Source organism: Bradyrhizobium sp. USDA 10063 (assembly GCF_054063735.1).
The window spans coordinates 328,734-353,314 of record NZ_JBSSGP010000001.1 but is presented as its reverse complement, the minus strand read 5'-3'; the positions used below and the strand labels follow the sequence as shown (position 1 = coordinate 353,314).

Sequence of the window (24,581 nt, the reverse complement as noted above, 5' to 3'; positions counted from 1 at the left end):
GCCGCTACCCTCCCAGCCGCCGAGGGTAGCACAAGGCTGTTTCTACGCCGCACAGGCGTGCTGTGCTGGACAGTTCTTTAGAATATCGCGCTCCATGCGCAAATTCGAAGCCATCGGACATGCATGCCGTCAACCCAGCGCGGCCGCACGCGATCAGGAAACATGCCTCTGACTAGCCTCAACGGCTCCCCGGAGGTAGGTCGTGCGGCAGCATGCGCATGACGCGCTCATCCACCTGCGCGTGGAGGGAGTTCGCTGAGTCATTACCTTCGAAAAACACGGCAGTTCAGCCGGTCACGACTTCAAAAATTCGTTCGTCCTGGCGACTCAATATCTCGCAGCCGGCGCGCCACCCCAGCGGTAGTTCACGCGGACCAAACCGATATCAACGTCCTGACCAATACGCGCGGTCCCTGCAAGAGCGCCAGGCGGACCGCCCACGAATCCGGTTGAAAAGAAGAAGTCAACATCCCGATGACCCATGAACAAGTGATCGTACTCAAAGCCAATTGACCAATTCGGAGCGAAGTCAAATTCAAGGCCCGTGCCTACGGCGCCGCTTCACCGGGTCTCGCTGCCGTTATCGATGTTCAATCCCGTCGCGAAATCGAAGACCTGGTATTTGTCGCGGACGACCGCAGCGCCACCTTTCACGTAGAGCAACACGTTATTCCAGGCGTAGCCAACCTGGCCCGTGAACAGGCCGAAGGCATCGACCTTGGTTTCATCCTGGACGTCGACGAAGGCGAGATTGGCGTTGGAGCCCTTGAAATTGGCCCAGTTGCCCTGCGCCTCCAGGCCAAACACTGAGTTGGTTATTTGCCAGCGGTAGCCGATTTGGCCGCCGAACGTGCCTCCGGTCGCATTGTGGCAACCCATGCTACGGGGTGGAGCGAAGACCAAGCCGGCGGCGTTGATCACCTCCCAGCACTGATGCGCGGAGCCGCCGCCGCCATTGATGCCGATGTAGAAGCCGGTCCAATCAAAGATCGGAATGACTATTGGAGGGGCTTTCGCGTAAGGCCGCGCGGGCAGATCTGCGGAAGAGGCAGGAGCGGTCAGTGCGATCAGGGCTACTGCACCCAGCAGGACGTTCTTCATACGAATTGACTCCCCGATGGTTCATAGGGGACGACTGCCATGTGTCGGTCCTCTCCATCAATAACCAAGCTAAGTATTTGACTAAGGCGCAAGACATTTGTGGGGCCAGCAGCATGCTGAGCGAGCGCGTTGATTTGAGATGCCCGCCATTTCTGGTAGGAGCCTCGCGGTCCTTTTTTACCGATACTGGACCAACGTAGGCATACTGAACCAGCTCAACGCAGAGAGGCCCACAATCAAAATGGCTGTTTGGGGTGTGCTCGGCGTGTTGCGGTTCGTGTCTTTTCGGTAGGTGTCTTCGGGTGGCTGGTAAGGCCGTTTGTGAGTCAGTCCATCAGGCAGATGCTCACGAAATTGTTGAGCAGCACGGATCGGCGCTGAGCGACTCGAGGCCCATCCTCCGCTCGAGAACCGACGCGATGGCGTGGAAGCGCAGGCCTCCAATCATGAATAGCGAAGGCGAGGAGATGGACGGCAGGCTGATACGCGCCATTGCGCGTGCAGAGGTCCGAACGCGCGACGTCGAAGCGCTTCGCCCTGAAGAGCGGCGCCGCATCGTCGCGGCTGTAGAGTGCCAAGCACAGCTGGCCGATGCCGCCCTCAGGCTCCAGGAGCGCCAAGTCGCCGCCTTGGAAGCCTTGGTCGCATGCGTGCAAAAGCGCGGCCGGGCTTGAGCATCAACCTTACTGCAACAGCGCCGACTCAAACAACGGCGATGACGGTAAGCTAGGGGCGTTTCATCCGTGTCGGAACTGGCAGCAAGACGTTCGCTTGCGCTGTCGATGATTGCGAGGCCGACAACGATCGACATGAAGTCGGTTCTGGATAGGCCCTAGGTGCAAACATTAAGACGTGCACAAGTCGGAAAGCAGACAAGGCCAACACAAACATGGTGCGAACTGCCGGCCATTGCCTGGCACGAAGAATGCAGACCCTCGATATGCCCGGGGTGCCCTCCCTTGGGCATGGCCACCATCGCAAGTTGAGGCTGTGGCTGGCCCCCGAGGTTAGCGGCGCGTGACATAGACGGGGGACGGCGCCTGCTCGTGCGCGACACTGGCGGGCACCTGCGTCACGTCGCCGCTAACTTCTATTTTTCGCGAATAGCGCATTCGGCGGTTGGTCCGCTTTAGAATTGTCGTGTCGACAAGAGCGGATGGGCAGACTTATGAACAAAATGGTTGGAAGACGCGTGCTTTGGTTCTGTCTCGGCCTGCTGCTGATCTGCCTGGCTGAGGCCGCCACGAGCAACAGTGTTCGCGCCGACGACAATCCACTTGTCGACAAGGTCAAGTCGATGTGGCGAGCACAAGACGGCGAGACAGTAGAACAAATTATTTCCAGGGTCGCGAAGGTGGCGCACTTCGTCCCACGAACGTGGGGAGTTGCGGGAGCAATTGATCAATCTGAGTATGTCTTTCTTTCGTGGACTAGGCACCGCCACCACAGATCACTCGAAGAATACGTTATCACCTGGAAGGTCAGGCCGGACGGAGCGATTAAGATTGCGTCGACGTATGCGAAGCCGATGGAATTGAGCTGGCGGGCCTTCGCGCTCTCATTGATTGCCGGTGAAGTCGCTGACGGCGAAAAGAACGTGAACCTTCGCTTTCTGTATGATCCGACCAATTTCAACTTCGTCACGACCGCGCAAGGCAAGCTGGGTAATCTCCTCGGGCACGGCCGTTGCACGATCGTTGAACCTGTTAGCGTGGATTACTTGCCGAAGGTGGACGAGAATCAGGCCACGAAAGGTGATCTGTGGCGCGTGCTGCTTTTGGTGAACTGCAATATTCCGGGACCCCGTTATTTTACCCGCAAGGGGGGCATCACCTTCGAGAAGCGCGAGGGACAAGAGTGGGAGCCGCAATCCTTCCTTGCCAAGCGTATTGCGACATTTCCCCCGGGCTCTTGGTTTGATCACATTGAGCCGGATGAACGGGACGCGCTAGAAAGGGCGCGAAAGGCCTCGGCAAATGAACGCGGAGAACAATTTCGCGGCGCGGCTCATTGACGCCGGTCGTCTCGCGGCGATAGCACGTACATGCGGTCTGAAAGCTGACGTCTCATATTATGTCAATGAGGCGCTCAAGGAGCTTTGGCGAAGCAGGTCGCCCGAAGAGGCAAAGAAGATCGCCGAGCGCTGGGTCTTGTGGGACGCGGAGGGGAGGCCGTGGCCGCGCATGCCACCGCTGGAAAACGTGGTTCTGTTCCATCGCGCCGGCATGGCACAGGTATCGGTTGTGAATCGGCCGGTGACGCCATTGCATGCAATCCGGGACTGGTTCGAAAAACAGGACGACGAGGTGCAATGCGAGATCGCTGGCATGGCGGCGCTTTTGGTCTTCGAAGGTGCGGACCTTCTCGACCTCAGCAGCCGAGAGTGGTGTGACTGTCTTCGGAGGTGGCTGAGTGAGGCGGGATTGCCAGCCCATACGATCATCGGCCGCGCTTTGACGTTCCGGACCTGTTTTGAGTATTTCGCGGAGAGCAGGTTCACCGAGTCGGGGTGGAGGCGGTCCGAAACGACCGCTCTTGAAATTCTCGAAGATGCCAAGGACGTCCCGAACTCGGAAGCCGCGCGCCTTGCACCGATTGCCGAGAAAATGCTCGATACCCTGCCCGCTCGAAAGGGCCGTTGGATGGAGGTGCGGAAGTCTTGGAGAGAGCTGGCCAGTGCCAGCCTCACAGCCCGGAGTCTCAGAGTTTGGAGCGCCTTGCAAACGAAATGAAGGCCCACGGGCTCCATTCGAAGACTGCCGCGCCATCCCGAAAGACTTTAGCGAGGCGGCGGGGAAAGGGACGTGCTTGCGCTCGAACTCGACGCGGTCGGTGACCAAGCACCTTGTAAGGTCGCCCTGGCATCTGCGTGCTGCCGTATGGTCGAGTTCGGAAAAAGCGACGACCGGCAGCATCTCAAGTTCCGTGTTGTCCAATTGCTTTCTGTCTTGTCTGGTTGAAGACGGTGATGGTTGGAAACCTGACACGACGCCGCTCGCATTCCGTCTTCAGGAAGGGCCCGCAATCAGTTCTTTGCGCGGCCGCTGCTGGTATGACTTGATCGATCCCGATCAACGCGGCGCTATTGCTGCTTCTGGTCAGGCGCCCGACGGCGACTGCATGTGGCGGCGCATTTCGAAGGGCTTCGGCGCTTGCCAATTATGCAGTCCCGGGAGCTGTGGTTCGCGATCGTATTTTCGCACGCGCCGCCATCGGCGCGCCGATTGCATAGAATCAGTATTTCCAACCGCTACATGCCGGAGAATTTTATGTGTTCTGCTTCTCTCGTTTCCCGCCTAGATCCACCGAAGCCGGCGGCTCATCGCAACGCCTATTTGGTCGGAACAGGCATCGCCGCCTTGGCCGCAGCGGCCTACCTTGTCAAGGAGGGTGGGCTATCGGGCCCGAATATCGTCCTATTTGAGCAGATGGAGCAGTTTGGCGGAAGCCTCGACGCACATGGCAATCCGAAGGATGGATATGTCATGCGCGGCGGGCGCATGTTCGAGGAGAAGTTCAACTGCACCTACGACTTGTTGTCCTTCATTCCCTCGATTGCCGACCCGCGCATATCGGCGAAGGACGAACTGATGGAGTTCCATCAGGAGTTCTTCTGGAACGACAAGGCGCGCTTGGTTTCGGCTGGTCAGATCGTCGACGTGTCCGACCTGGGTTTCAGTGAGAGAGATCGGCTCGACCTGATCGCGCTTTGCGCGGCTCCAGAATCGGTGCTCGCCGTCAGGACGATCCAGGACTGGTTCAAACCCCATTTCTTCCGCAGCAATTTCTGGCTCATTTGGTCCACGACCTTTGCGTTTGCGCCTTGGCACAGTGCGGTCGAGTTCAAGCGCTACTGTCTGCGCTTCCTCCACCTGTTCTCGACGATCGACACCATGGCGGGAATCTACCGTACCCAGTTCAACCAGTTCGACGCCATGGTCCGTCCGATCGTTGCCTGGTTGAAGGCCCGGGGCGTGCGGCTCGAGATGGGGGCGGAGGTGACCGATATTGACGTTGCGATCGAAGGCCCACAGACGACGGCGACGCGTTTGCGCTATCGCCAGGACGGCGAAGATCGCGTCATCAGTCTGGCTGACCGGGATCTTGTGTTCGTGACCAACGGATCAATGACATCCGATACCAGCTACGGTTCGATGGACACGGTTCCGGGGCTAAATACCGAGCGAAACGGAGGCTCTTGGAAACTTTGGGAGCGCTTGGCTGCCAAGAGTCCAGATTTCGGTCGCCCCGCCGCCTTCACTTCCAAGATTGATCAATCCAAATGGGAGTCGTTCACAGTCACCGCGGACGACTCGAGCTTCTTCGACCGCCTTGAAACCTTCTCGGGCAGTCGAGCCGGCAAGGGGGGGCTGGTAACGATCAAAGATTCCAATTGGCTCATAACCGTTGTCCTTAATCGTCAACCGCATTTTTACGAACAGCCAGAGAATGTCTGGGTGTGGTGGGGCTATGGGCTCTTTCCGGACCGGCCGGGCAACTTCGTGCATAAGCCCATGTCGGAGTGCACAGGGCGTGAAATTCTCATTGAATTGCTTTCGCACCTGCGGTTCACAAAGAGCATTCCGCACGTTCTCGAGACTTCGCGCATCGTAACGGCGATGATGCCTTACATTACCGCCCAGTTCATGCCGCGCGTCGAGACCGACCGGCCGAAGGTCATCCCGAAGGGCTCGCGAAACCTCGCCTTCATCGGCCAGTTCTGCGAGATTCCCGACGACGTTGTCTTTACCGTCGAATATTCCGTGCGCGCGGCACAAACCGCCGTTTTTGGCCTACTCGACGTGCAGCGTCCGGTCTCACCCTTTTATAAGGGCCAGCATGATCCCCGCGTCCTCTTCGACGCCTGGAAGACGCTGCACCGCCATTGAACAACGGCACGAGGCAAGGATCATGGGACGTGTGAAAGACAAGGTCATCCTGGTAACCGGCGGGGCTCGCGGGATGGGTGCGGCTCATGCGCGCCTGCTGGTGGCCGAGGGGGCCAGGGTCGTCGTCACTGATATTCTTCATATAGAAGGAGAGGCTCTCGCGGCTCAACTTGGCGGATCGGCCGTCTATGTCCCTCAGGACGTTACCCAGCCGAAGGAGTGGGCCGAGGCAGTCGCAAACGCCGAGCTACGCTTCGGCGCGCTCCACGGGCTGGTCAACAATGCGGGGATCGCCAACATGGCCTCTATCGAGCAGTTTCCGCTCGATCAGTGGAACAAGACCCTCGCCGTCAATCTGACCGGTGTATTCCTCGGAATGCAGGCGGCCCTGCCGGCCATCAGGCGCGCGGGCGGAGGTTCGATCGTCAACGTCTCGTCCGTCGAGGGGCTGCGGGGCAGCGCCGGACTCCACGCCTATGTCGCTTCCAAGTTCGGCGTGCGGGGCATAACGAAGTCCGCTGCGCTGGAAGCGGCGGCCTCGGGAGTTCGCATCAACTCGATCCATCCCGGCTTCATTGCCACCCCGATGACCGAGAGCTTCCAGTCCTCCCTTTTCCCCGTTCCACTCGGGCGGGCAGCCGAGCCTCAGGAAGTGTCGCAGGTAGTTTTGTTTCTACTCAGCGACGAGTCCAGCTACCTTACCGGTTCCGAGATCGTGATCGATGGCGGTCTGACGGTCGGCGTCCCACGCAAATGCCTGGCGCCCGAGAACACCTTTTAATGGGCCCAAGGATTGTCGATCCAATCGGACGGAATGTTCCATGTATTACGGTAGCGGAAACTACGAAGCCTTTGCCCGCCCCCGCAAACCCGAAGGTGTGGACAACAAGACGGCGTGGTTCGTCGGTGCGGGCCTGGCAGCGCTTTCCGGCGCGGCCTTCCTGATCCGCGATGGCCATATGCGTGGCGACCGCATCACCATCCTCGAACGGCTGAAGATCCCCGGTGGGGCGCTCGACGGTAACCAGGACCTGGGAAGGGGCTTCGTGATTCGGGGCGGCCGCGAGATGGAGGATCATTTCGAGTGCCTTTGGGACCTATTCCGGTCGATCCCCTCGCTGGAAATCGAAGGTGCCAGCGTGCTCGACGAGTTCTACTGGTTGAACAAGGATGATCCGAACTACTCGCTACAGCGGGCGACAGTGAACCAGGGACAGGATGCGCGCACCGACGGCCTCTTTACTCTGAGCGAAGAGGCGCAGAAGGAATTGATTGCCGTCTTTCTTGCCGCCCGTGAGGAGATGGAGAACAAGCGCATCGACGAAGTGTTCGGGAAGGAGTTTTTCTGCAGCAATTTTTGGCTCTATTGGCGGACGATGTTCGCCTTTGAGGAATGGCATTCCGCCCTGGAAATGAAGCTTTATCTGCATCGGTTCATCCACCATATCGGGGGCCTGCCGGATTTCAGCGCGCTGAAGTTTACCAGGTACAATCAGTATGAATCGCTGGTTCTACCGTTGTGCAAATGGCTGTTGGAGCAGGGCGTCAACTTCCGCTACGACGTCGAAGTCACCGATGTCGATTTCGACTCAAAGGCCGGATGCAAGCAGGCCACGGCCATCCACTGGCTGGAGGATGGCGTCGCCGGCGGTATCGGCCTTGGCGTCGACGATCTTGTATTCATAACGATCGGGTCGCTCACCGAAAACTCGGACAAGGGAGACCATCACACGCCCTCCAGGCTCGACGAAGGCCCGGCACCTGCTTGGGATCTGTGGCGGCGTATTGCGGCCAAGGACGCGGCTTTCGGCCGCCCGGACGTCTTCGGCGGCAATATCCCTGCAACCAAATGGGAATCGGCGACGATCACGACTCTAGACGCGCGCATTCCGGCATACATCCGCAAGATCGCGAAACGCGATCCGTTCAGCGGAAAGGTTGTCACGGGAGGGATCGTCACGGCGAAGGACTCCAGCTGGCTGCTCAGTTGGACCGTAAACCGCCAGCCGCATTTCAAGCACCAGCCCAGTGACCAGATCGTCGTCTGGGTCTATTCACTTTTCGTCGACAGACCTGGCGATTACGTGAACAAACCGATGCAAGATTGTACGGGTGAGGAAATCACGCAGGAATGGCTGTATCACCTCGGCGTGCCGGTCGATGACATACGGGGACTCGCCGCGACGGCCGCAAGGACAGTGCCGGTGATGATGCCCTACGTCACCTCCTTCTTCATGCCGCGGCAGGCGGGTGATCGACCAAATGTTGTGCCCAAAGGCGCTGTCAATTTTGCCTTCATCGGCCAGTTTGCCGAGTCGGCGGAGCGCGATTGCATCTTCACGACTGAATACTCAGTTCGCACGGCGATGGAGGCCGTCTACACGCTCCTGAACGTCGAACGCGCTGTTCCGGAGGTGTTCAATTCGACCTATGATATCCGCAAGCTGCTTGCGGCAATCGGCAGATTGCGCGACGGCAAGGAAGGCCGAATCCCCGGACCGGCGTTCTTGCGTGAGCTAATTCTAAAGAATATCGGCGCTACAAATCCCGGCAAAACTGCTCAATGAACATCATCGATCTCCGAGTGAGCGGGGCCTTCTGCGGTCGTCTGTCTGGTGCAGCTGGAGAGCTCTGTTCTCCACTGCTCGCACGAGCGTGAATTGCAAGGGGCGACTCCTTCGAGAGTCGAAAGCGGCACACTCGTGACATTGCACATGACGGCGCACGCGAAGCTGCCATCCTGTCAAATCAGACATGAGAACCGGTTCTAGAGGCGTCACAGATCGGACGCATGGGTCTCGATTCGGATTGCGCAACTCGGGCATCTACCAGACGTCCAGCCAACACGCTCTTAAGGTGCCGCTGCATGGTAGTGACCGAATTCGGCATGACGCTCGGTTCTGAGCGGGAGCGCAGGGAGCTTTGATTTCTGAGAAGGTTAAGTTTTTTCAGGCGCCGGCCGATGAGATCGGGAGGGCGGAATCGTCCTCCTTCGGGCCGCGATGCATGACGTGATGTGGTAATGGAAGCCGCAACAATCGCGTCCTCGCATAATGCTGGCGGCCGACCGCTGCTTGATGGTCACGTTCGATGTGCCGTCTGAGCTTCATATAGAGCAGGTGGCGGAAGTAGGTGTTCTCAGGTCGCGCCGAATGCAGTATCAACAACGTCGCCGACCGCCGACGTGCGGCCCCGGATTAAGCAGAATGCGGTCGGGCCCTTGTTTCAAGCTCGGTGGATTGCTTGGCTTGCCGCAGATGGTGGCTGTGGTTTGAGATGATCCAATATCTTCGAGCCTTGGCTGAACGACTTCGACCAGAATTTCTCCGCGAAGTCCAGGTGGCACTTCAGTAGCTCTGAGGGAGTCTTGGAGTCGGCAAGATTTCTCAGAAGGTTGGCCTGGTCGTGCAGAGAGGAAGCAGCGAAACTTAATCCGTCCTTCAGTGCCGTAGCGAACAGATGCCTTGTCGCTTCGATCGATTTTTCCCATTCCGGAAAAATTAGTGGAATGCGTGATGCCGCTGCTGCCGCCGCCGCCGCATGTTCTCTAAAGCCACCGGCGGCGGCGCCCGATGCCTGGACCGGTCCGGGCTCTGGACGTGCCCGCCGGTCGCGTTTCTCGTCTTCGGTTATATTCGCGGTCATTCGACGTCTCCTAGCCTAAGGGGATTGTAACGAGCTGAGTTGTTCGCTTCTCAGCTTCGATCATCAACCTTGAGAAGCTACCACAACCGCCAACATGTCATACCTACCTCATTTGGTAGCGCGTGATCACACTGCAAATTGCGCACTCTGCGCGCCATTTGCCGGAATGTTCACCCGTCTCCGGCTCAGAGGCTGAGAACCGCGGTAACCTCTGATGGGCGCCGGCTATGCGTAGATCGCTGGCGCTGCCCGAGGCGGTAAGGTCGCACGTCGGTACAGGCCAATCAGGCCTTCAACAACGGCTCACGAGTTCGAAGTCGGCCCTTACGGCGGACAAGATCGCGTCGATAGCTTCCTCGTCGTCCCTCCTAGAATGATCCGATCATCGAACCCAAAAGAATGGCGAGGGCCAGGGCGATGATCGGCCCAACGATATTGGCCATCACTATATCGAAGTAGCTCTTGCTATGGGTCGAACCGCAGACCGCAAGCAGCGTCACGACGGCACCGTTATGCGGTAGGCTATCGAGGGTGCCGGAACCGATCACGGCAATGCGATGCATGAGCGCCGGGTCAATGTGAGACGTCTGGGCAATCTGCAGGTAAGTATTACCAAGGGCATCGAGCGCAATGGTCAATCCGCCGGAGGCCGATCCGGTCAAGGCAGCAAGAACGTTTATCGCGATGGCGAGAGAGACGATAGGACCGCCGGAGATCGACAGTACCCAGTCGCGCACCGACACAAAGGCCGGTAGCGCAGCGACGACGGCTCCAAAGCCGACGAGGCTCGCCACGCTGAAAATGGGGAGCACCGAGGCGTTTGCGCCGGCATCCATGCTCGCCCTTAGATCCGTCAGACGGGCTCGATTGAGCGCGATGAGCGTCGCCGTGGCGGCGGCGAGAGCGACTGCGACCGACCACACGCCGGCGACGCCGGCAAGGGATGTCCCGCCCCAACGCTCCTGCGCGAGGAACGAGAAATCGAGCCGTGGCAAGATCAGGAGCGACATCAGCAGGTTCACGCCCACGACCACGAGAAGCGGGATGATCGCCGTGCCGATCGGTGGCGGCACGTCGCCGCGCTTGCCATGCGTTATTTCGGCCGGATCGAACTCGTGGGACGATGTCGCGCGCTCGCGGATGAACTGATCGTCAGCGACCGCTCCGCTGACGAGCTCTGCGTCTCCGCCATAGCCTTCACCGGCCTTGCGTGCCGATCCCTCGGCGCGGCGGAGCCACCAGAGCCCAAATGCAAGCATGATCGCCGCAGCGACGATGCCCAATCCGGGCGCGGCAAACGGCGTGGTTCCGAAGAACGGCATCGGAATCGTATTTTGAATCGCGGGCGTTCCGGGCATTGCTGACATCGTGAATGTAGAGGTGCCCAGAGCGATGGTGGCCGGCATGAGCCGATGCGGGATGTTCGCGACGCGAAACATTTCCCGTGCCATAGGCGCCAAAACGAAAAAGGCGACGAAAAGGCTTACCCCGCCGTAGGTGACGACCGCGCCGGCAAGCACCACGGCAAGGATCGCGCGACGCGCCCCGAGCTTGGTGCTCATGAAATGAGCGATCGCGTGGACCGATCCGCTGTCGTCCATCAGCTTGCCGAACAGCGCACCGAGCAGAAATATTGGGAAGAATTGCGCGATGAACTGCGCAGCGCCGCCCATGAAAGTCTGCGTCCAATGGGCAAGCAAGGGCTCTTCGGCGAAAGCCGCAGCGACGATCGCGGCAGCCGGCGCCAGCAGGAGCACGCTCCATCCGCGGAACGAGAGCCAGATGAGCAGGCCAAGGGCAACCAGGATCCCGACGAGGCCCATGGCGTCAAACCTGCTGCAAGAGCAAATCCAAATCCATCGAGGAACGCCTGCCGATATTCTGGTCGTTCGCGGCGAGGAATGCCTCCGCGGCACGGCGGCCTTCGTCGCGCAGCATGCAGAGAAAGTCCCACTCGGCATTGAGCTTTGACGAGACGCCCAGCCCGGCCAGAACCTTGCTCGCGATCAGATGGATGCGCATCTCGGCCCATTTGCGCCCCTCGGAACTCCCGGCGTCCGCGACCTGCCGCAGCAGCGCGATCATGCGCAACTCCTTGAGCAGCGTGGCGTTGAACGCAATCTCGTTCAACCGATCGAGGATCTCGCGCGCGGAGCGCGGTGTCCCGGGTCGCTCGACCGGATTGACCGCGACGAGAAGCGTGTCATGCGAGTCACACTCGCGTACGAGCGGCGTGATCGTCGGGTTCCCGGAGTAGCCGCCATCCCAATAGGGCTCGCCATCGATCTCTATCGCGCGGAACAGGGTCGGCAAGCAGGCCGAAGCGAGCAGAACGTCGGGTGAAAGCTCGGCGTTGCGAAACACACGCCCGCGGCCGGTATGAACGTTGGTCGCCGTCACGAACAAGCGGATCGGGGAGTTCGCGATTTGTCGAAAATCGACCGACTCGGCGAGGACCTGGTGCAAAGGGTTTGTGCCGGCAAGATTGAGGTCGTACGGCGAGAACACGCGGCTCGCCAGATCGAAGGCGAGATAGAAGGGCGACGTATCAAGGGTCCAGCGACCGAGGATGACGTCCAGCGGACTTCGCCGAATGAGACTGAACCGCGCTGAGTCAGCGACCCGCCGCCAGAAGGCCTCCAATGCAGACTTGGCGCCGGCCCGGCCGTTGGTCATAAGACCGCCCGCCAGCACGACGGCGTTCATCGCGCCGGCCGAGGTGCCCGATATCGCCTCGATGCGCAGCCACGGCTCATCCATGAGCCGATCGAGCACCCCCCAGGTAAAAGCGCCGTGCGATCCACCGCCCTGCAGCGCGAGATCGATCAGCACGGCATCGCGCGCTTGGCCCGCGCGTTTTTGCGGCTCCTTCAAGGCCATGGCGGGCTCCGACTGGCGTGCCACGTCGCGGCCGGCGAACGACATACAAAAAAGATGTCGTCAGCTCCTGCCAGAGAACGGTTGCGGGAGTGGTCGCGGACGCTCGATTCCTGGCCGACCTGGCCTCGGAGGCCGAGTGACCGGGCGGTGGCCTGGCCGTCGCCATCCGTGCCATCCCGCCGGACCACCCCAGCCCATGCCGCGCCTCGAAGCAAAACCACACCGATACCAGCCGCCACCGCGCCATCCCCTATTGTACCAACAATAGCGATGGCCCCTCCACGTGAACTGGACAGTTTCCGCACGAAGCTCGTCGGCGGCCTGACGCACGCCCAGCGGCGCCATAAGGCCGGCTTGCGAGCGACCGCTGGTCGCCGTAATCCCTGCCGAAGCAATCCCAAGTGCGAGCCCCCATAGAAGCAATCTGCCTGCGCATGATTTTCTCCCGGCTTTTGATAGCGCGGAAGAGAGCCCGGCTGAGCGGTCGCGGAGCCGCATGGCTGCAGCCGGCCTCCTTCGCGGGCGATCCCGCCCAGGGACCGATGCCGTTGCGCACCGATCCCTACGCAAAACTGTAGCGTATTCCGCTGCCACAGCGACTGCCGTGACAGCGCAGCTACTACCGTTCTCGGCGACGCTTTGACGCTGGCGCCAGGTTTTGGCTCACTGGCTAGGCAGGCTTGGCCTGAGTTGCGGCTGCGAGAGCATCGCGCAGGTGCTGCTCTCTCTTTTCATCGAGCGAGGTTGTCAGGACAATCCCTCCCGCATCCTTAATCGCATTGAGAACCTTGTCTGACGTCATAGACTGGATCAGCAGGAAGAGGACGGCATCGCCCGATCTTACCTTCGACGCGAGATCCTTCATGAACTGGTCTCTGATCCCGAAATCGGTCAGCGCGCCGCTCAGTGCGCCTGCGCCGGCTCCGAGAGCCACGCCTAGGAGCCTGTCTGAGTAGTGACTGGTCAAGAGGGTGCGAGTCTGATTCGTTACGTAGCCATGAGCACGGAATTTCGCCCCTGGAAGATCGATGAGGCCCAGCTTCTGCCGCCGAGCGTGCAGGATTATGTGCCGCAAGACCACGTTTCGCGGTTGATCGTGTCGCTGGTCAGGGAAAGCCTTGATCTATCGGCGATCCTGGGCAGCTACCGGCGTGGGCTGGGTCAGCCGCCGTTTGATCCGCGGATGATGACGGCGCTGCTTCTGCACGGCTATGCGAGCGGCATCTACTCGTCGCGGCGGATCGCCAGGGCGACGGTGGAGCGGGCGGATTTCATGATGATCGTGGCAGGCGACCCGCCGGACTTCCGCACGATCTCGGAGTTCCGGCGGCGGCACCTTACTCATAGGTCAGAAATATAGGCGACATCTGGATGCTTGAAGAAGGAACGCACCAGAGCTGGTCTGTTGCCGATGTCGGCGAGCTGGGTGCGGACCCGGTCTTCCAATTTCTCGCCTGCGCGCAGCGGCCGGCGTGCATTGCCAGTGCGCTTGGCATGGCTCCATACGAGCTCGTCCGGATTCAAATCCGGGGCATATCCCGGAAGAAAGTGCAGCGTCAGCTTTCCCTGCGTGCTCGCCACGTAGTCCTTGACCACCGCCTTCTTGTGCGCGGGCAGCCCGTCCACAATCAGATGCAGCGCTTTCTTGCGGCGATACATCAGCTTCTTGAGCAGTTCCACGAACAGCTCACCAGACAGTGCGCCCTTGTACGTAGCGAACCAGAACGCGCCCTTGGCGCTCACCGCCGACGCCGCGCCGATGCTTTGCCGTTGCCCCGGCGTGTGCACCACCGGCGTTTCTCCTTTCACGCCCCACGTCGTGCCTTGCACCGCATCGGCCCGGAAACCGGATTCATCCCAGAAATAGACATCCGCTTTCTCCCGCTTGGCGCGCCGCGCAATGGCCGGATAGGTTTCCCGCTGCCAACGCTCGATCGCTTCCGGGTCACGCTGATAGGCGCGTTGCAATGGCTTCTGCGCGCTCAATCCCCAAGCGCGCCAGCATCCCCCCGATCGACGCCAGACTCAGCCTCACGCCGAATTCCCGCACCACCAGTTCGCGCACGATTTGCCGCGTCCACAAGCCAAAATCGAACCCGTATTGCAGCGGGTTCTTGCCGTTGATCCAGCGAAACACTTGTCGCTCTTGCACCGCCGTCAACTTCTTCGGACGTCCCGTTCCTTTGCGCGACGCCAGCGCCCGCAGGCCTTTCCCACGACCTTGCGCCGCGTTCATCCAGCGGTAAATCACGCTGCGGTGAAATCCATAGCTGCCGATGACCGCGCTCGGCTTTTCGCCTTCGCGCACCCGTTCCAGCGCCATCCTGCGGATTTCTTCCAGTGTCCGGTGGTCAAGAAGTCGGCCGTCGCGTTTCATGCCGATAGCATACACCAACGCTGCAATGTCGTCTATATTTCTGACCAATGAGTAAGGCGCTGGCTGAGCTGTTTGTGCAGGTGTTGAAGCTCGCCGAGAAGGCCGGGTTGGTGAAGCTCGGACACGTTGCGCTCGACGGCACCAAGATCAAGGCGAACGCGTCCAAGCACAAGGCGATGAGCTACGATCGCATGAAGAAGCGGGAAGCGGAGCTTGCAGCGGAGGTCGATCGCTGGCTCAAGGCCGCCGAGGCCGCCGATGCGGAAGAGGATAAGCGCTACGGCGCCCAGCGTGGCGACGAAATGCCCGATTGGGTGGCCGACAAGCAGCAGCGGCTTGAGAAGATCCGCGAGGCCAAGGCCGCGCTGGAGGCCGAAGCCAAGGCTGCAGCCGAGGCGGAGCGCAAGGCGCGGGCCGAGGCGCGTCGCCTCGCCAAAGGCCGCACGAAGAGCGGCAAGACGCCGACGCAAACCGAGCCCGACGGCAAGGCGCAACGCAATTTCACCGACCCGGAGAGCCGCATCCTGAAGACCAAGGACGGTTACATCCAGGGCTACAACGCCCAGGCCGCGGTCGATGGTGCCCATCAGATCATCGTGGCGCAGACGCTGACCAGCTCCTCCAGCGATCAGGCGCAACTGGCGCCGTTGCTCGACGGGATCAGGGCCAATTTGGGGACCAATCCCGACGAAGTGTCGGCCGACGCCGGCTACTGCTCCGCCGCCAATCTTCGCACGATCAAGCGGCGGCGCATCGCGGGCTACATCGCCACCGGAAGGCAGCAGCACGGCACCCAGTCCGCCACCGCGAAAACGGCTTCAAGAGCCGGATCGCTGATCGCCAGGATGAGCACCAAGCTCAAGCGCGCCGGCTACCGAAGTCGCTACCGCTTGCGTAAGCAGATCGTCGAACCCGTGTTCGGACAGATCAAACAGGCGAGAGGCTTCAGGCAATGCCTGCTGCGCGGCATCGACAAAGTGACGGCCGAATGGGCCCTGATCTGCACCGCTCACAACCTCGTCAAGCTGGCGAGGGCCGCATGAGCCGCTATCATTAGGATAAAACCGCCTTCTCGGAGCTAACTGGACAGGCTCCTAGAAGCGGATTCAGGAAGACCATCCCCAATAGCAATCCCCAGAAGCTGCCACTTGCGGCGCCAGTCATAGTGGTATTCACAAGTTGACTGAGTTTTACAGAGTCCCCAGTTTTGACGGCGATCACGGCATCGCTGATCGTGATCAGATACTCGCTCTGGAGCTTGAATATTTTGCCGAACTTCCTCTGCTTTGGCTTCGGATGGGTACACGATCGCAACAAGGTCTGACATTAAAAGCTCCCCTGATGACTTCTAGTGCTCCCCAATTGCCTGCTTGATGCACGCCCGAAGCTTACCCTCCGAAAGTCTCTTGTCGACTGGTCAGACAAGTAGGTTGACAATCTCAAGATGCGTTGATCTCTCGGCGCCGTGAGTGGCGGGAATATCGTACGTGGGCTCAAATAAGGACTCCCCGCAAACTTCTGCAGGAGTTCTTCTAAGTTCCGCTGGTGCCGCGTCCAATGGAAGTCCTATCCTCAACGGTCAGCCTAACGGAACTCAAATAAACAGTCGCGACCGAAGCCGACCCGTCAAACCCGGGCTTGTTCGCCGACGCCAGTACTATCCGCGTACGCATCCGGCGTAGCTTACGATTACCCACATTTTGAGTCAGAGTTTTGCTCCCGTTGCGATATCGATGAAGCGCGATAATCCGCGCCACATGATCAGATTCCCCGGTGGCGGATCGTTGGCGCGCGCGAGATAGCCGCCGAGCCTCGCGATCTTGATGAGATAATGTGACAATGTCTTTCGTTGTGCGCTGATTGGATTCTTGTCTTTGACGAGCCGATCAAGCAGTTGGATTTCAGCTTTGGTCAGCGCAAATTCCGGTGGGGCATTTGGCGCTGAACGATTGAGCATCGTCATCCAAAAAATGCGCCAGCTCACAATGCAGAACACCGAGATCAGATTCGTCAATCGCTGAGCAGTCCGCAGTTGCGAGTCTTCTGCTCTACAGCCGGACTTGAGTATCTTGTGGAAGACCTCGATCTTCCATCGCAGGGAATACCATTCGAGTTTTTCGATCGCATCCCCGCGCGATTGCACCGGAAGATCGGTCAGGAGTTTCCATTCAATCTTCTTTCTGTTTTTTGGCGCTCCTCTTTCATCGGCGTGGATCACTGTCAAAGTCAAAGCTGGATACCGCGACTGCTTGCCTATCGGTGGCAGAATACGGATTTTACGATACCGGATTTCTAGAACAGCCTGGTCTGGATTGCCCTTGCTATCCTGGACTTCGATCCGGTGGAGACCTTTGACCTCGACCTCGTCCATTATCGTTGCAACGGTATGATCGCCATCGCCTGCCAGGCGATTGACACAGGTCCTTACCAAGAAATGCGTTCCAACCTCTTGGGCGGCGCAAAACAATTCATAAATATCGGCCTCACGATCACCGATATGGATGCACTGCGATGGCTCCTCGAAAAGCTCCGTGGATTGCTTGAGGTTCTGAAGTGGACCCCGGATTTTGGACCAGCGGCTTAGGTGGTGCGGATGCCGTTCCGTTTTGATAAACGGAGCGGACCATGAAGAAGACGAGACGGAAAATCGACGCGGCGCTGAAGGCAAAGATCGCCTTGGAGGCGCTGCGAGAACAATCAACGGTGACGGATCTGGCGCAGCGCTACCAGGTGCATGTGAACCAGATTTACGCCTGGAAGAAGCAGCTTCAGGATCAAGCGGTTCGGGCGTTCGACGCGGGCGCTGGTCGGGATGGCGAGGCGGCCCACGAACTGGAGGTCGAGAAGCTCCACGCCAAGATCGGACAATTGACGGTCGAGCGAGATTTCTTAGCCAGGAGGTCCGGAAGATGAGCGCGCCGGATCGCCGAGGATTGCTTCAGCGCGATCATGAGAGTCTGTCGATCCGCCGGCAATGCCAACTGCTGAGCGTTGCGCGATCGAGCGTATATCGGCCGCCGCGGCCGGCCAATGACAACGACCTTGAGCTGATGCGGCGGATCGACCAGCTGTTCACGGCCTGGCCGTTCCTGGGCTCGCGGCGGCTGACGGCAATGCTCAATGGCGAAGGCTGTCGCATCAATCGCAAGCGTGTGCAGCGGTTGATGCGCAAGATGGGCATCGCAGCGCTGGGACCAAAGCCCAGAACCACAAAGCCGGCGCCGGGACACAAGATCTTCCCGTATCTCCTGCGCCATCTGGCGATCGACCGGCCGAATCAAGTGTGGGCGGCCGATATCACCTATGTGCCGATCGGCCAGGGCTTTCTGTATCTGGTGGCGATCATCGATTGGGCGAGCCGTGCGGTGCTGGCCTGGCGCCTGTCGAACACGATGGACACATCGTTCTGCGTGTCTGCGCTCGAAGAGGCCTTGGCACGCTTCGGCCGGCCTGAGATCTTCAATACCGACCAGGGCAGCCAGTTCACCAGCGCCACCTTCACCGGCACGCTGGCCGCCACCGGCGTCAGGATCTCGATGGACGGTCGCGGGCGCTGGATGGACAACGTGTTCATCGAGCGGCTGTGGCGCTCGCTCAAATACGAGGACATCTATCTCAAGGGTTATTCGGATGGCCACGAGGCCAAAGCCGGAATCGCCCGATGGATCGAGTTTTACAATTTCCAGCGCCCTCATCAGGCGCTGGAAAACCGCGCGCCGATGGCGGTCTGGCGGGCCGGTGTCACCGGCGCATTCGGCGAAGAGGCTGTGGATATGACGCTTCTCGCAAGCGAGAAGCTTGGACAACGCTGCGCGTTGCCCACATCCCCACAGCCACAACAGCAGCAAGCAAGAGTAGCGTAAAGTTATTGGCAAGAACGAACGGCAGCAGTTCCACTTAAGAAACCGGACCCAGTGGTCCTCAGCATAGGGTCCACTTCAGTCACCGTGACTGTTCCAGACCTTGCAGGAGAGGCAGATCTCGGCTGCGCGATTGGACGTACTGGACGCGTTATCTTCACAGCCGGCCCAATCGCACAATTCCGTCGCTTTATCACGCGGTACGGACTCTGATGCTACTGCTGTCGCCACTCGTTGCTGCCTTCGCAGGCGCCGCCTTCATAATTGGGCTTCGCCTTACCGTCTTTCCGTTGCTTAATCCGATGAAGTGGCATTGGCGCGCTCTTCTCCTGGGGACGGCTACCGTACTGTCTTGGCGTTATATGGCTTGGCGCGTCACCGAAACACTGGCACCGCTCGACTGGACTGCGGACGCGCTATTCAGTTGGGGATTCGCCATGCTCGAAGCTCTGACGATGCTTTCGTCCACCATCGCGTTTTTCATACTGTCGCGGGTGAAGGAGCGGTCGGCAGAAGCAGACCAGTACTCCGAATGGTGGCAGCCTGGAGAAGCCCCTCGCGTCGATGTTTTCATCACGACTTACAACGAGCCGTCGGAAGTACTCGAGCGCACGATCATTGGCGCGACGGAAATCCGCTATCCACGGCTTCGGATTTTTATCCTCGACGACGGTGCCAGGAATTGGGTGCGGCAACTTTGCGAACTGCACGAAGTCGGATATCTCGCACGCTCGGATAAGGAGCAGGCTAAAGCGGGGAACATCAACCATGCCCTTCGCGCGCGCGCCCTCGATCCAGTCCCCCCGGCCTTTGTCGCTATACTTGACGCAGATTTCGTCCCCCACGCGGACTTCATCGGGCGAGCGCTAGCGTTATTTCACGAGCCAAGCGTCGCGCTCGTGCAAACCCCGCAGCACTTCTTCAATCCTGATCCGATCCAACATAACCTGGGAATAAGCACCGCATATCCGGATGAACAACGTCATTTCTTTGACAACGTCGAGCCAGCGCGGGACGCTTGGGGGATTGCCATCTGCTGTGGGACATCATCCGTAATGCGGGTCCGGGCCGTCGAGCAGATTGGCTGGATTCCAACACAAAGCGTAACCGAGGATTTCCTGCTCACCCTTAAGCTTGCGGAGAACGGCTGGCAAACTGCGTACCTTAACGAGCCATTGACTGAAGGTTTGGCTCCCGAAGGATTGAAAGAGTATATTACTCAGCGTGGACGGTGGTGCCTTGGCCTGATGCAGATTGTCCGCGGCTCATACAGCCCCTTTGGCATGCGAGGCCTTGGGCTGATGCATCGAATCGGTATCCTCGATTCATTGCTCTACTGGCTCAGCACCTTTCCCTTCAGGCTTGCCAGCTTGATTTGCCCCCTGTTGTACTGGTGGTTCGGTATCACCATCGTGAACGCGTCGCTGGTGGAAATTATCAGTTATTATGTACCCTATTACCTAATGGTTCTGGTGTCCCTGAACTGGCTTTCAAAAGGGTTGTTTGTCCCGCTTCTCAACGATACGGCTCAACTGATCGCGGCCTGGCCCATCAGCCGGGCAGCTGCTCTCGGGCTTCTGACCAGCGGATCGCATAAATTCTCGGTGACGGCCAAAGGCGGCGACCGCACCAAGGTCGTCGTGCAATGGGTGTTGATGCGACCGTTTCTACTCCTGCTCGCCCTGACGATCGGCGGCCTGATCGTGCCGTTGAACTCCGATTTTGTGTTCAATACGTCCGCAACAGCGGGCGACGGCACGGCTATCGTGATGTTCTGGACAGTTTACAACATTCTGGTGCTGTTCGTGGCAGTCGTGGTGTGCATCGAACGACCGCGATACGATCGACCTCAGCGCCAGAGTCCAGAACCCATCACGTTGGTGATCCAAGGTGAGAAGCACCGCGGATGGCTTCTCAATCTGGGCCGAGGGGGCGCTCGAATTAGCGGTCCATCCGGACTTTCCGCCGGAGCAGTAGGGAAGATCGACTTGCCCTGGATTAGCGGAGTAGACGCGCATGTTGCTGCGACTACTCGTGATGGCTATCGAATCAAGTTCTCTCCAACTCCTGAGCAACGAGCGAAAATTATTAAGAAGCTTCACACAGAATCTGCGATGCCAGGGGCTGATCGAGGGAACATCTTGCAAATGATCCGCGAGTTGGCGCGAGCTCTAACGAGTTGAGGAGCGCGAGATGCCGAAACGACCGGGCCTACTCTCCCTGGTGTTCTGTGGAGGCGCCTTGCTCATATTAGTGCCCGCGGTGGTGACCGCGACGATCTACACGGCTTTACTACAGCAACGGGGAGAGCAGCTGCAGTTCGACGCGTTAAGAATTCGCGGCGAAATGAGTTCTGCGCTGCTGGCCCGCCGGCTCTATGGAGTTTGGATGGATGTAGCTCGGTCCGCTGAGCTCATTGACTTAACAGATCTTAAGAATGCGCGAGAACACATCGACTTCTTGAGCCGCCTTGATCGACGCTACACTTGGCTCGGCGTCGCGGATCTCGAAGGGACCATTCTGGCTGCTAAAGACGGCATGCTCGAAGGAGTAAGCGTTACACAGCGACCTTGGTTTAGGCGGGGCCTTGTCTCGCCGGCCGCTATCGATGTGCATGCCGCTCAACTACTGGCCACCCAGTTGCCTGCATCTCGTGAGCCCTATCGCTTTATCGACCTGGCAGCGCCCTTGCGCCACGCCGGCTCCGTTGCCGGGGTCATCGGCGCTCACCTTGACTGGAAATGGGTCGCAGAAGGCATGGACTCGTTACAGGTGCCCGGCATTGACGTGCTGCTGCTTTCGGGTGATCGAACCGTCCTGTTCGGTCCGCCGGATCTTATCAACAAGCCGCTCAACATCGGCTCCGCGCTTGCGGCCAGTCGCGTCACGACTGCGTCTCTACGAGAACGTTGGCCTGACGGCAGGGACTACTTCACAGTAACTGTTCCGACGGTCGGCTTCGCAAACCTTCCAAGCTTCGGTTGGTCTCTTCTGGTTCGGCAGAGTGCCGACGAGGCGCTTGCGTCCACCCGTAATTTAATCCGATCATTCTGGAGTAGTTTCGGTGTTTGTGCCATTGCCACACTAGCACTACTCTTTTGTGCGGCGCAGTGGCTGAGGACGCCGCTCCGCCGGCTCTCGAATACAGCGGAGGCCCTCTTGCACGATCCATCCGCCCGCCCGCTATATTCGGAGACACGCTTTAACGAAGCGGCGAGGCTCAGTGACGCGCTAGCTCGTATCCAGTCGAAGCTGATGGGGCACTCTGGTCGCAATTGAATCGTAACCGGCATGAGCTCCCACGTCTGCAGTGATCGGCGCGCGCGAGCGTAGCGGGTCGGCATCCAGTACTGGCGCATGGCCTCGACGACGTCCGGAATGTCGGTATGGGCGTTGCGCAGGAATTCCTCGGTCTCGCGGCCTTTCCTTGGTGGTCCAAGCAGTGGACGCCCCTGATCGTCGACGCAATGCAGCAGGATGGGCAGGAGCAAGCCGTGGTTTATGTTGCGGATGTCGAGCAGCGGGGTCCATGCCGATAGTCTCAGCCGCATGGCGGCATGGAATCCCTGGCACCACGGCCGCGCATCAACGTCGCCATTCGGCTTGCGAGCATGGGTGGGCGCGAACCGATGTGGCGCGGTGGAAAGAACGTTACTAATGTCGTTGTGGCGCAGCGCGACGGCCGAAATCGCAGCGAACTCAGGCGTGCCGCCATGGTTGAACGCATCGGCGTCGATGGCGAGTAACGGACAGATCCAGTCGGGCGGACTTATCGACACCGGCCCGGCCACGATCGCGGCGACATAGCCGTCGAGCATAGGAAGACTCGTGGCGATGGGATGCTGCGCGGCGCGAGCCTGCAGCCAAGGCTCAAGTTCGTCGAGCGGCATCGCGGCTGCCGCCATCGATGATGAAGATGATGATGAATGGCGGCGCCGGCTCATGCAGCCTCCCGTGCGCTGAGCTCGCGGGCCGCCTTCCAGTTCCAGGCGAGAAGTTCGCGCAACTGGTGGCTCTTGGTCTGGCCGGAGATGATGCGCTCCAGCACATCGGCCAGATAGACCTGCGGATCGAGTTCATGGAGCTTTGCCGTATTGACCAGCGATGCGAGGATTGCCCAGCTCTCAGCACCGCTCTCGCTGCCGCTGAATAATGAGTTCCGCCTTCCCATCGCAATCGGGCGCATTGAACGCTCGACAGTGTTGCTGTCGACCTCAACGCGGCCGTCGCGGAGAAACAGCGTCAGCCCATCCCAGTGATTGAGCGTATAGTTGATAGCCTCCGCCAGCTTCGACTGGGAGAACAGCTGGTCGAGCATCGAGCTCAGTCGCGCCTTCAGCACCTCCATCAGCGGTGCGGCCCTGGTGCGGCGGGCGGCAAGCCGCTGTTCGGCGCTCGAGCCGCGGATCTCGGCCTCGATGGCGTAGACCGCTTGCAGGCGCTCGATCACTTCGTGAGCGAACGGCGACTGCATCGTCTTGTACACTTCGACGAATTTGCGTCGGGCATGGGCGAGACAAAAAGCGAGCTGGATCGCGCCGCCATGACCGCGGGCAAGCGCTTTGTAGGCGGCATAGCCGATGGAGTGGACGCCCCCCGACGGCATCGATTGTGCCAAGATGTGGGTGTTGAAACCCGGTAAGGAGGACGTCCGTGGACGAGGTTAGCATCATTGGTTTGGATTTGGCCAAGAACGTGTTTCAGGTTCACGGCGCGGGGCAGGATGGAAAGATGATCCTGCGTAAAAAGCCTCAGCCGCAGCAGATTGCTCGAGTTTTTCGCCGAGTTGCCAAGGTGTGTGGTCGCAATGGAGGCCTGCGCCAGCGCCCATTATTGGGGACGGGAGATCGGTAAATTTGGGCACGATGTCCGGCTGATTCATCCCTCCTACGTGAAGCCCTTCGTTAAGCGTCAGAAGAACGATGCAGCGGATGCGGAAGCGATCGCCGAAGCCGCATCTCGACCAACAATGCGCTTTGTCGGCGTCAAGAGCGCCGAGAAGCAAGCCTCTTCCATGGCATTCAAGGTTCGTGATCTCTTAGTTCGACAGCGTACACAGGCGATTAATGCTTTGCGCGGACATCTTGCGGAATATGGCTTGATCGTTGCTCAGGGCGTGAGACATATCCCCCGCTTGGATGAGCTCTTGGCAACATATCCGGACCTGCCCGATCTTGCTCGTGGCCTTTGCCAGAATCTCTTGAAGCATGTGGAAGCCCTGTCGGAGCAGATAGCAGAGCTTGAGAAGGGACTACGGATGCGCGCTAGAAAGGACGAGGTCGCCTCTCGCTTAACGACTATTCCGGGGATCGGGGCAATCTGCGCAACAGCGATAGAGGCCTTGGCGCCCTCGGCGGAGACCTTTTCCAAAGGGCGAGATTTTGCGGCCTGGATTGGTCTCACGCCCAAACAGAATTCTTCCGGAGGCAAGGAGAGGCTTGGCAAAATCTCCAGGATGGGCCGGCGAGATCTCCGACGACTCCTCGTGCTTGGTGCTACCGCTGTCGTGCGATGGGCAAGACGATATGGATCGCCGGCAGGATCCTGGATGGCGAGAATGCTCTCGAAGAAGCCCCCAAAGCTGATTGCGGTCGCTCTAGCGAACAAATTGGCGCGTATCGCTTGGGCCTTGATGGTCCGCGGTGGCGCTTACCAAGCTCCAGCGTCTGGCGCTGCGTAACCAGGGCCAGAAGCCGAGAGACGTCGGGAATGTGGTAAGGTCTAACGGAGGATTATGGGCAATCGGTCAGGACTGGGATTGGAAGAATCAACAGGTGGATGAGTGCCAGAGAGCACGCATAACCGAATTGGATCCAATCCACGCATTCC

16 protein-coding genes and 5 pseudogenes are annotated in these 24,581 nt (G+C 59.5%); 11 read left to right on the top strand and 10 right to left on the bottom strand.

Annotation, left to right across the window (positions count from 1 at the left end):
- Positions 1-327 precede the first annotated feature (327 nt).
- A pseudogene (locus tag ACVJGD_RS01690) lies at positions 328-1,101 on the bottom strand (outer membrane protein).
- Positions 1,102-1,547: 446 nt separating this feature from the next.
- Between ACVJGD_RS01690 and ACVJGD_RS01685 the strand changes: the two are divergent.
- The 6 genes from ACVJGD_RS01685 to ACVJGD_RS01660 all read left to right on the top strand — a co-directional run bounded on the left by ACVJGD_RS01685 (position 1,548) and on the right by ACVJGD_RS01660 (position 8,557).
- The gene (locus ACVJGD_RS01685; protein WP_456632729.1) at positions 1,548-1,775 is read left to right on the top strand and encodes a hypothetical protein; all 228 of its coding nucleotides are present in this window, start codon (positions 1,548-1,550) and stop codon (positions 1,773-1,775) included.
- 494 nt (positions 1,776-2,269) lie between these two features.
- Complete coding sequence (locus ACVJGD_RS01680; protein ID WP_456632728.1) at positions 2,270-3,115, top strand: nodulate formation efficiency C protein; 846 nt, start codon at positions 2,270-2,272, stop codon at positions 3,113-3,115.
- A complete protein-coding gene (locus ACVJGD_RS01675) occupies positions 3,078-3,833 on the top strand; it encodes a hypothetical protein (RefSeq protein ID WP_456632727.1) in 756 nt (251 codons plus the stop codon). The genes ACVJGD_RS01680 and ACVJGD_RS01675 overlap by 38 nt, the downstream gene beginning before the upstream one ends.
- A gap of 390 nt (positions 3,834-4,223) precedes the next feature.
- The gene (locus ACVJGD_RS01670; RefSeq protein WP_456632726.1) at positions 4,224-5,990 is read left to right on the top strand and encodes an oleate hydratase; all 1,767 of its coding nucleotides are present in this window, start codon (positions 4,224-4,226) and stop codon (positions 5,988-5,990) included.
- A gap of 22 nt (positions 5,991-6,012) precedes the next feature.
- Positions 6,013-6,771 (top strand): glucose 1-dehydrogenase, encoded by a 759-nt coding sequence (locus ACVJGD_RS01665; RefSeq protein WP_456632725.1) that lies wholly within the window; start codon positions 6,013-6,015, stop codon positions 6,769-6,771.
- 40 nt (positions 6,772-6,811) lie between these two features.
- Complete coding sequence (locus ACVJGD_RS01660) at positions 6,812-8,557, top strand: oleate hydratase (protein ID WP_456632724.1); 1,746 nt, start codon at positions 6,812-6,814, stop codon at positions 8,555-8,557.
- Positions 8,558-9,215: 658 nt separating this feature from the next.
- Here the strand turns inward: ACVJGD_RS01660 and ACVJGD_RS01655 are convergent.
- From ACVJGD_RS01655 to ACVJGD_RS01640, 4 genes and pseudogenes are all read right to left on the bottom strand, one after another.
- Entirely contained in the window at positions 9,216-9,635 is a 420-nt protein-coding gene (locus ACVJGD_RS01655; protein ID WP_456632723.1) for a hypothetical protein, read from the bottom strand.
- 368 nt (positions 9,636-10,003) lie between these two features.
- Positions 10,004-11,458 carry a GntP family permease gene (locus ACVJGD_RS01650; protein WP_456632722.1) on the bottom strand — a complete coding sequence of 485 codons (1,455 nt, stop codon included), beginning with the start codon at positions 11,456-11,458 and terminating at the stop codon, positions 10,004-10,006.
- A 4-nt stretch (positions 11,459-11,462) separates the two neighbouring features.
- Entirely contained in the window at positions 11,463-12,515 is a 1,053-nt protein-coding gene (locus tag ACVJGD_RS01645; protein WP_456632721.1) for a patatin-like phospholipase family protein, read from the bottom strand.
- 670 nt (positions 12,516-13,185) lie between these two features.
- A pseudogene (locus ACVJGD_RS01640) lies at positions 13,186-13,458 on the bottom strand (DUF1269 domain-containing protein); the annotation flags it as partial.
- Positions 13,459-13,512: 54 nt separating this feature from the next.
- On the opposite strand from ACVJGD_RS01640, the gene ACVJGD_RS01635 reads away from it, so the two are divergent.
- The gene (locus tag ACVJGD_RS01635) at positions 13,513-13,875 is read left to right on the top strand and encodes a transposase (RefSeq protein WP_456632720.1); all 363 of its coding nucleotides are present in this window, start codon (positions 13,513-13,515) and stop codon (positions 13,873-13,875) included.
- On the opposite strand, the gene ACVJGD_RS01630 is transcribed toward ACVJGD_RS01635, so the two are convergent.
- Positions 13,857-14,892, bottom strand: a protein-coding gene (locus ACVJGD_RS01630; protein WP_456632559.1) for an IS630 family transposase whose coding sequence is annotated in 2 segments (ribosomal slippage) — positions 13,857-14,504 and positions 14,506-14,892 — 1,035 coding nt in all. Because the reading frame shifts where the segments join, the coding sequence is not laid out codon by codon here. The two genes, ACVJGD_RS01635 and ACVJGD_RS01630, sit on opposite strands and share 19 nt — an antisense overlap.
- A gap of 47 nt (positions 14,893-14,939) precedes the next feature.
- On the opposite strand from ACVJGD_RS01630, the gene ACVJGD_RS01625 reads away from it, so the two are divergent.
- Complete coding sequence (locus ACVJGD_RS01625) at positions 14,940-15,935, top strand: transposase (protein WP_456632719.1); 996 nt, start codon at positions 14,940-14,942, stop codon at positions 15,933-15,935.
- 49 nt (positions 15,936-15,984) lie between these two features.
- Here the strand turns inward: ACVJGD_RS01625 and ACVJGD_RS01620 are convergent.
- A pseudogene (locus tag ACVJGD_RS01620) lies at positions 15,985-16,219 on the bottom strand (DUF1269 domain-containing protein); the annotation flags it as partial.
- 378 nt (positions 16,220-16,597) lie between these two features.
- Positions 16,598-17,560, bottom strand: coding sequence for an IS4 family transposase (locus tag ACVJGD_RS01615; protein WP_456632718.1), 963 nt, complete (start codon positions 17,558-17,560; stop codon positions 16,598-16,600).
- Between ACVJGD_RS01615 and ACVJGD_RS01610 the strand changes: the two are divergent.
- A pseudogene (locus ACVJGD_RS01610) lies at positions 17,518-18,611 on the top strand (IS3 family transposase); the annotation flags it as partial. The gene ACVJGD_RS01615 and the pseudogene ACVJGD_RS01610 overlap by 43 nt on opposite strands.
- Positions 18,612-18,964: 353 nt before the next feature.
- Entirely contained in the window at positions 18,965-20,935 is a 1,971-nt protein-coding gene (locus ACVJGD_RS01605; RefSeq protein WP_456632717.1) for a glycosyltransferase, read from the top strand.
- A gap of 744 nt (positions 20,936-21,679) precedes the next feature.
- Here ACVJGD_RS01605 and ACVJGD_RS01600 read toward each other — a convergent pair.
- Positions 21,680-22,696 (bottom strand): UPF0149 family protein, encoded by a 1,017-nt coding sequence (locus ACVJGD_RS01600; RefSeq protein WP_456632716.1) that lies wholly within the window; start codon positions 22,694-22,696, stop codon positions 21,680-21,682.
- Positions 22,693-23,358 (bottom strand): IS66 family transposase, encoded by a 666-nt coding sequence (gene tnpC, locus ACVJGD_RS01595; protein ID WP_456632715.1) that lies wholly within the window; start codon positions 23,356-23,358, stop codon positions 22,693-22,695. The genes ACVJGD_RS01600 and tnpC overlap by 4 nt, the downstream gene beginning before the upstream one ends.
- A 47-nt stretch (positions 23,359-23,405) precedes the next feature.
- On the opposite strand from tnpC, the pseudogene ACVJGD_RS01590 reads away from it, so the two are divergent.
- Positions 23,406-24,432: pseudogene (locus tag ACVJGD_RS01590) on the top strand (IS110 family RNA-guided transposase).
- Positions 24,433-24,581 lie beyond the last annotated feature (149 nt).

What these genes read in the sequence shown, in the direction of transcription:
- ACVJGD_RS01635 (WP_456632720.1), top strand. Translation starts at nt 13,513, where the DNA reads ATGAGCACGGAATTTCGCCCCTGGAAGATCGATGAGGCCCAGCTTCTG.
- ACVJGD_RS01665 (WP_456632725.1), top strand. Translation starts at nt 6,013, where the DNA reads ATGGGACGTGTGAAAGACAAGGTCATCCTGGTAACCGGCGGGGCTCGC.
- tnpC (WP_456632715.1), bottom strand. Translation starts at nt 23,358, where the DNA reads ATGCCGTCGGGGGGCGTCCACTCCATCGGCTATGCCGCCTACAAAGCG.
- ACVJGD_RS01655 (WP_456632723.1), bottom strand. Translation starts at nt 9,635, where the DNA reads ATGACCGCGAATATAACCGAAGACGAGAAACGCGACCGGCGGGCACGT.
- ACVJGD_RS01685 (WP_456632729.1), top strand. Translation starts at nt 1,548, where the DNA reads ATGAATAGCGAAGGCGAGGAGATGGACGGCAGGCTGATACGCGCCATT.
- ACVJGD_RS01680 (WP_456632728.1), top strand. Translation starts at nt 2,270, where the DNA reads ATGAACAAAATGGTTGGAAGACGCGTGCTTTGGTTCTGTCTCGGCCTG.
- ACVJGD_RS01625 (WP_456632719.1), top strand. Translation starts at nt 14,940, where the DNA reads ATGAGTAAGGCGCTGGCTGAGCTGTTTGTGCAGGTGTTGAAGCTCGCC.
- ACVJGD_RS01600 (WP_456632716.1), bottom strand. Translation starts at nt 22,696, where the DNA reads ATGAGCCGGCGCCGCCATTCATCATCATCTTCATCATCGATGGCGGCA.
- ACVJGD_RS01650 (WP_456632722.1), bottom strand. Translation starts at nt 11,458, where the DNA reads ATGGGCCTCGTCGGGATCCTGGTTGCCCTTGGCCTGCTCATCTGGCTC.
- ACVJGD_RS01675 (WP_456632727.1), top strand. Translation starts at nt 3,078, where the DNA reads ATGAACGCGGAGAACAATTTCGCGGCGCGGCTCATTGACGCCGGTCGT.
- ACVJGD_RS01605 (WP_456632717.1), top strand. Translation starts at nt 18,965, where the DNA reads ATGCTACTGCTGTCGCCACTCGTTGCTGCCTTCGCAGGCGCCGCCTTC.
- ACVJGD_RS01645 (WP_456632721.1), bottom strand. Translation starts at nt 12,515, where the DNA reads ATGGCCTTGAAGGAGCCGCAAAAACGCGCGGGCCAAGCGCGCGATGCC.
- ACVJGD_RS01660 (WP_456632724.1), top strand. Translation starts at nt 6,812, where the DNA reads ATGTATTACGGTAGCGGAAACTACGAAGCCTTTGCCCGCCCCCGCAAA.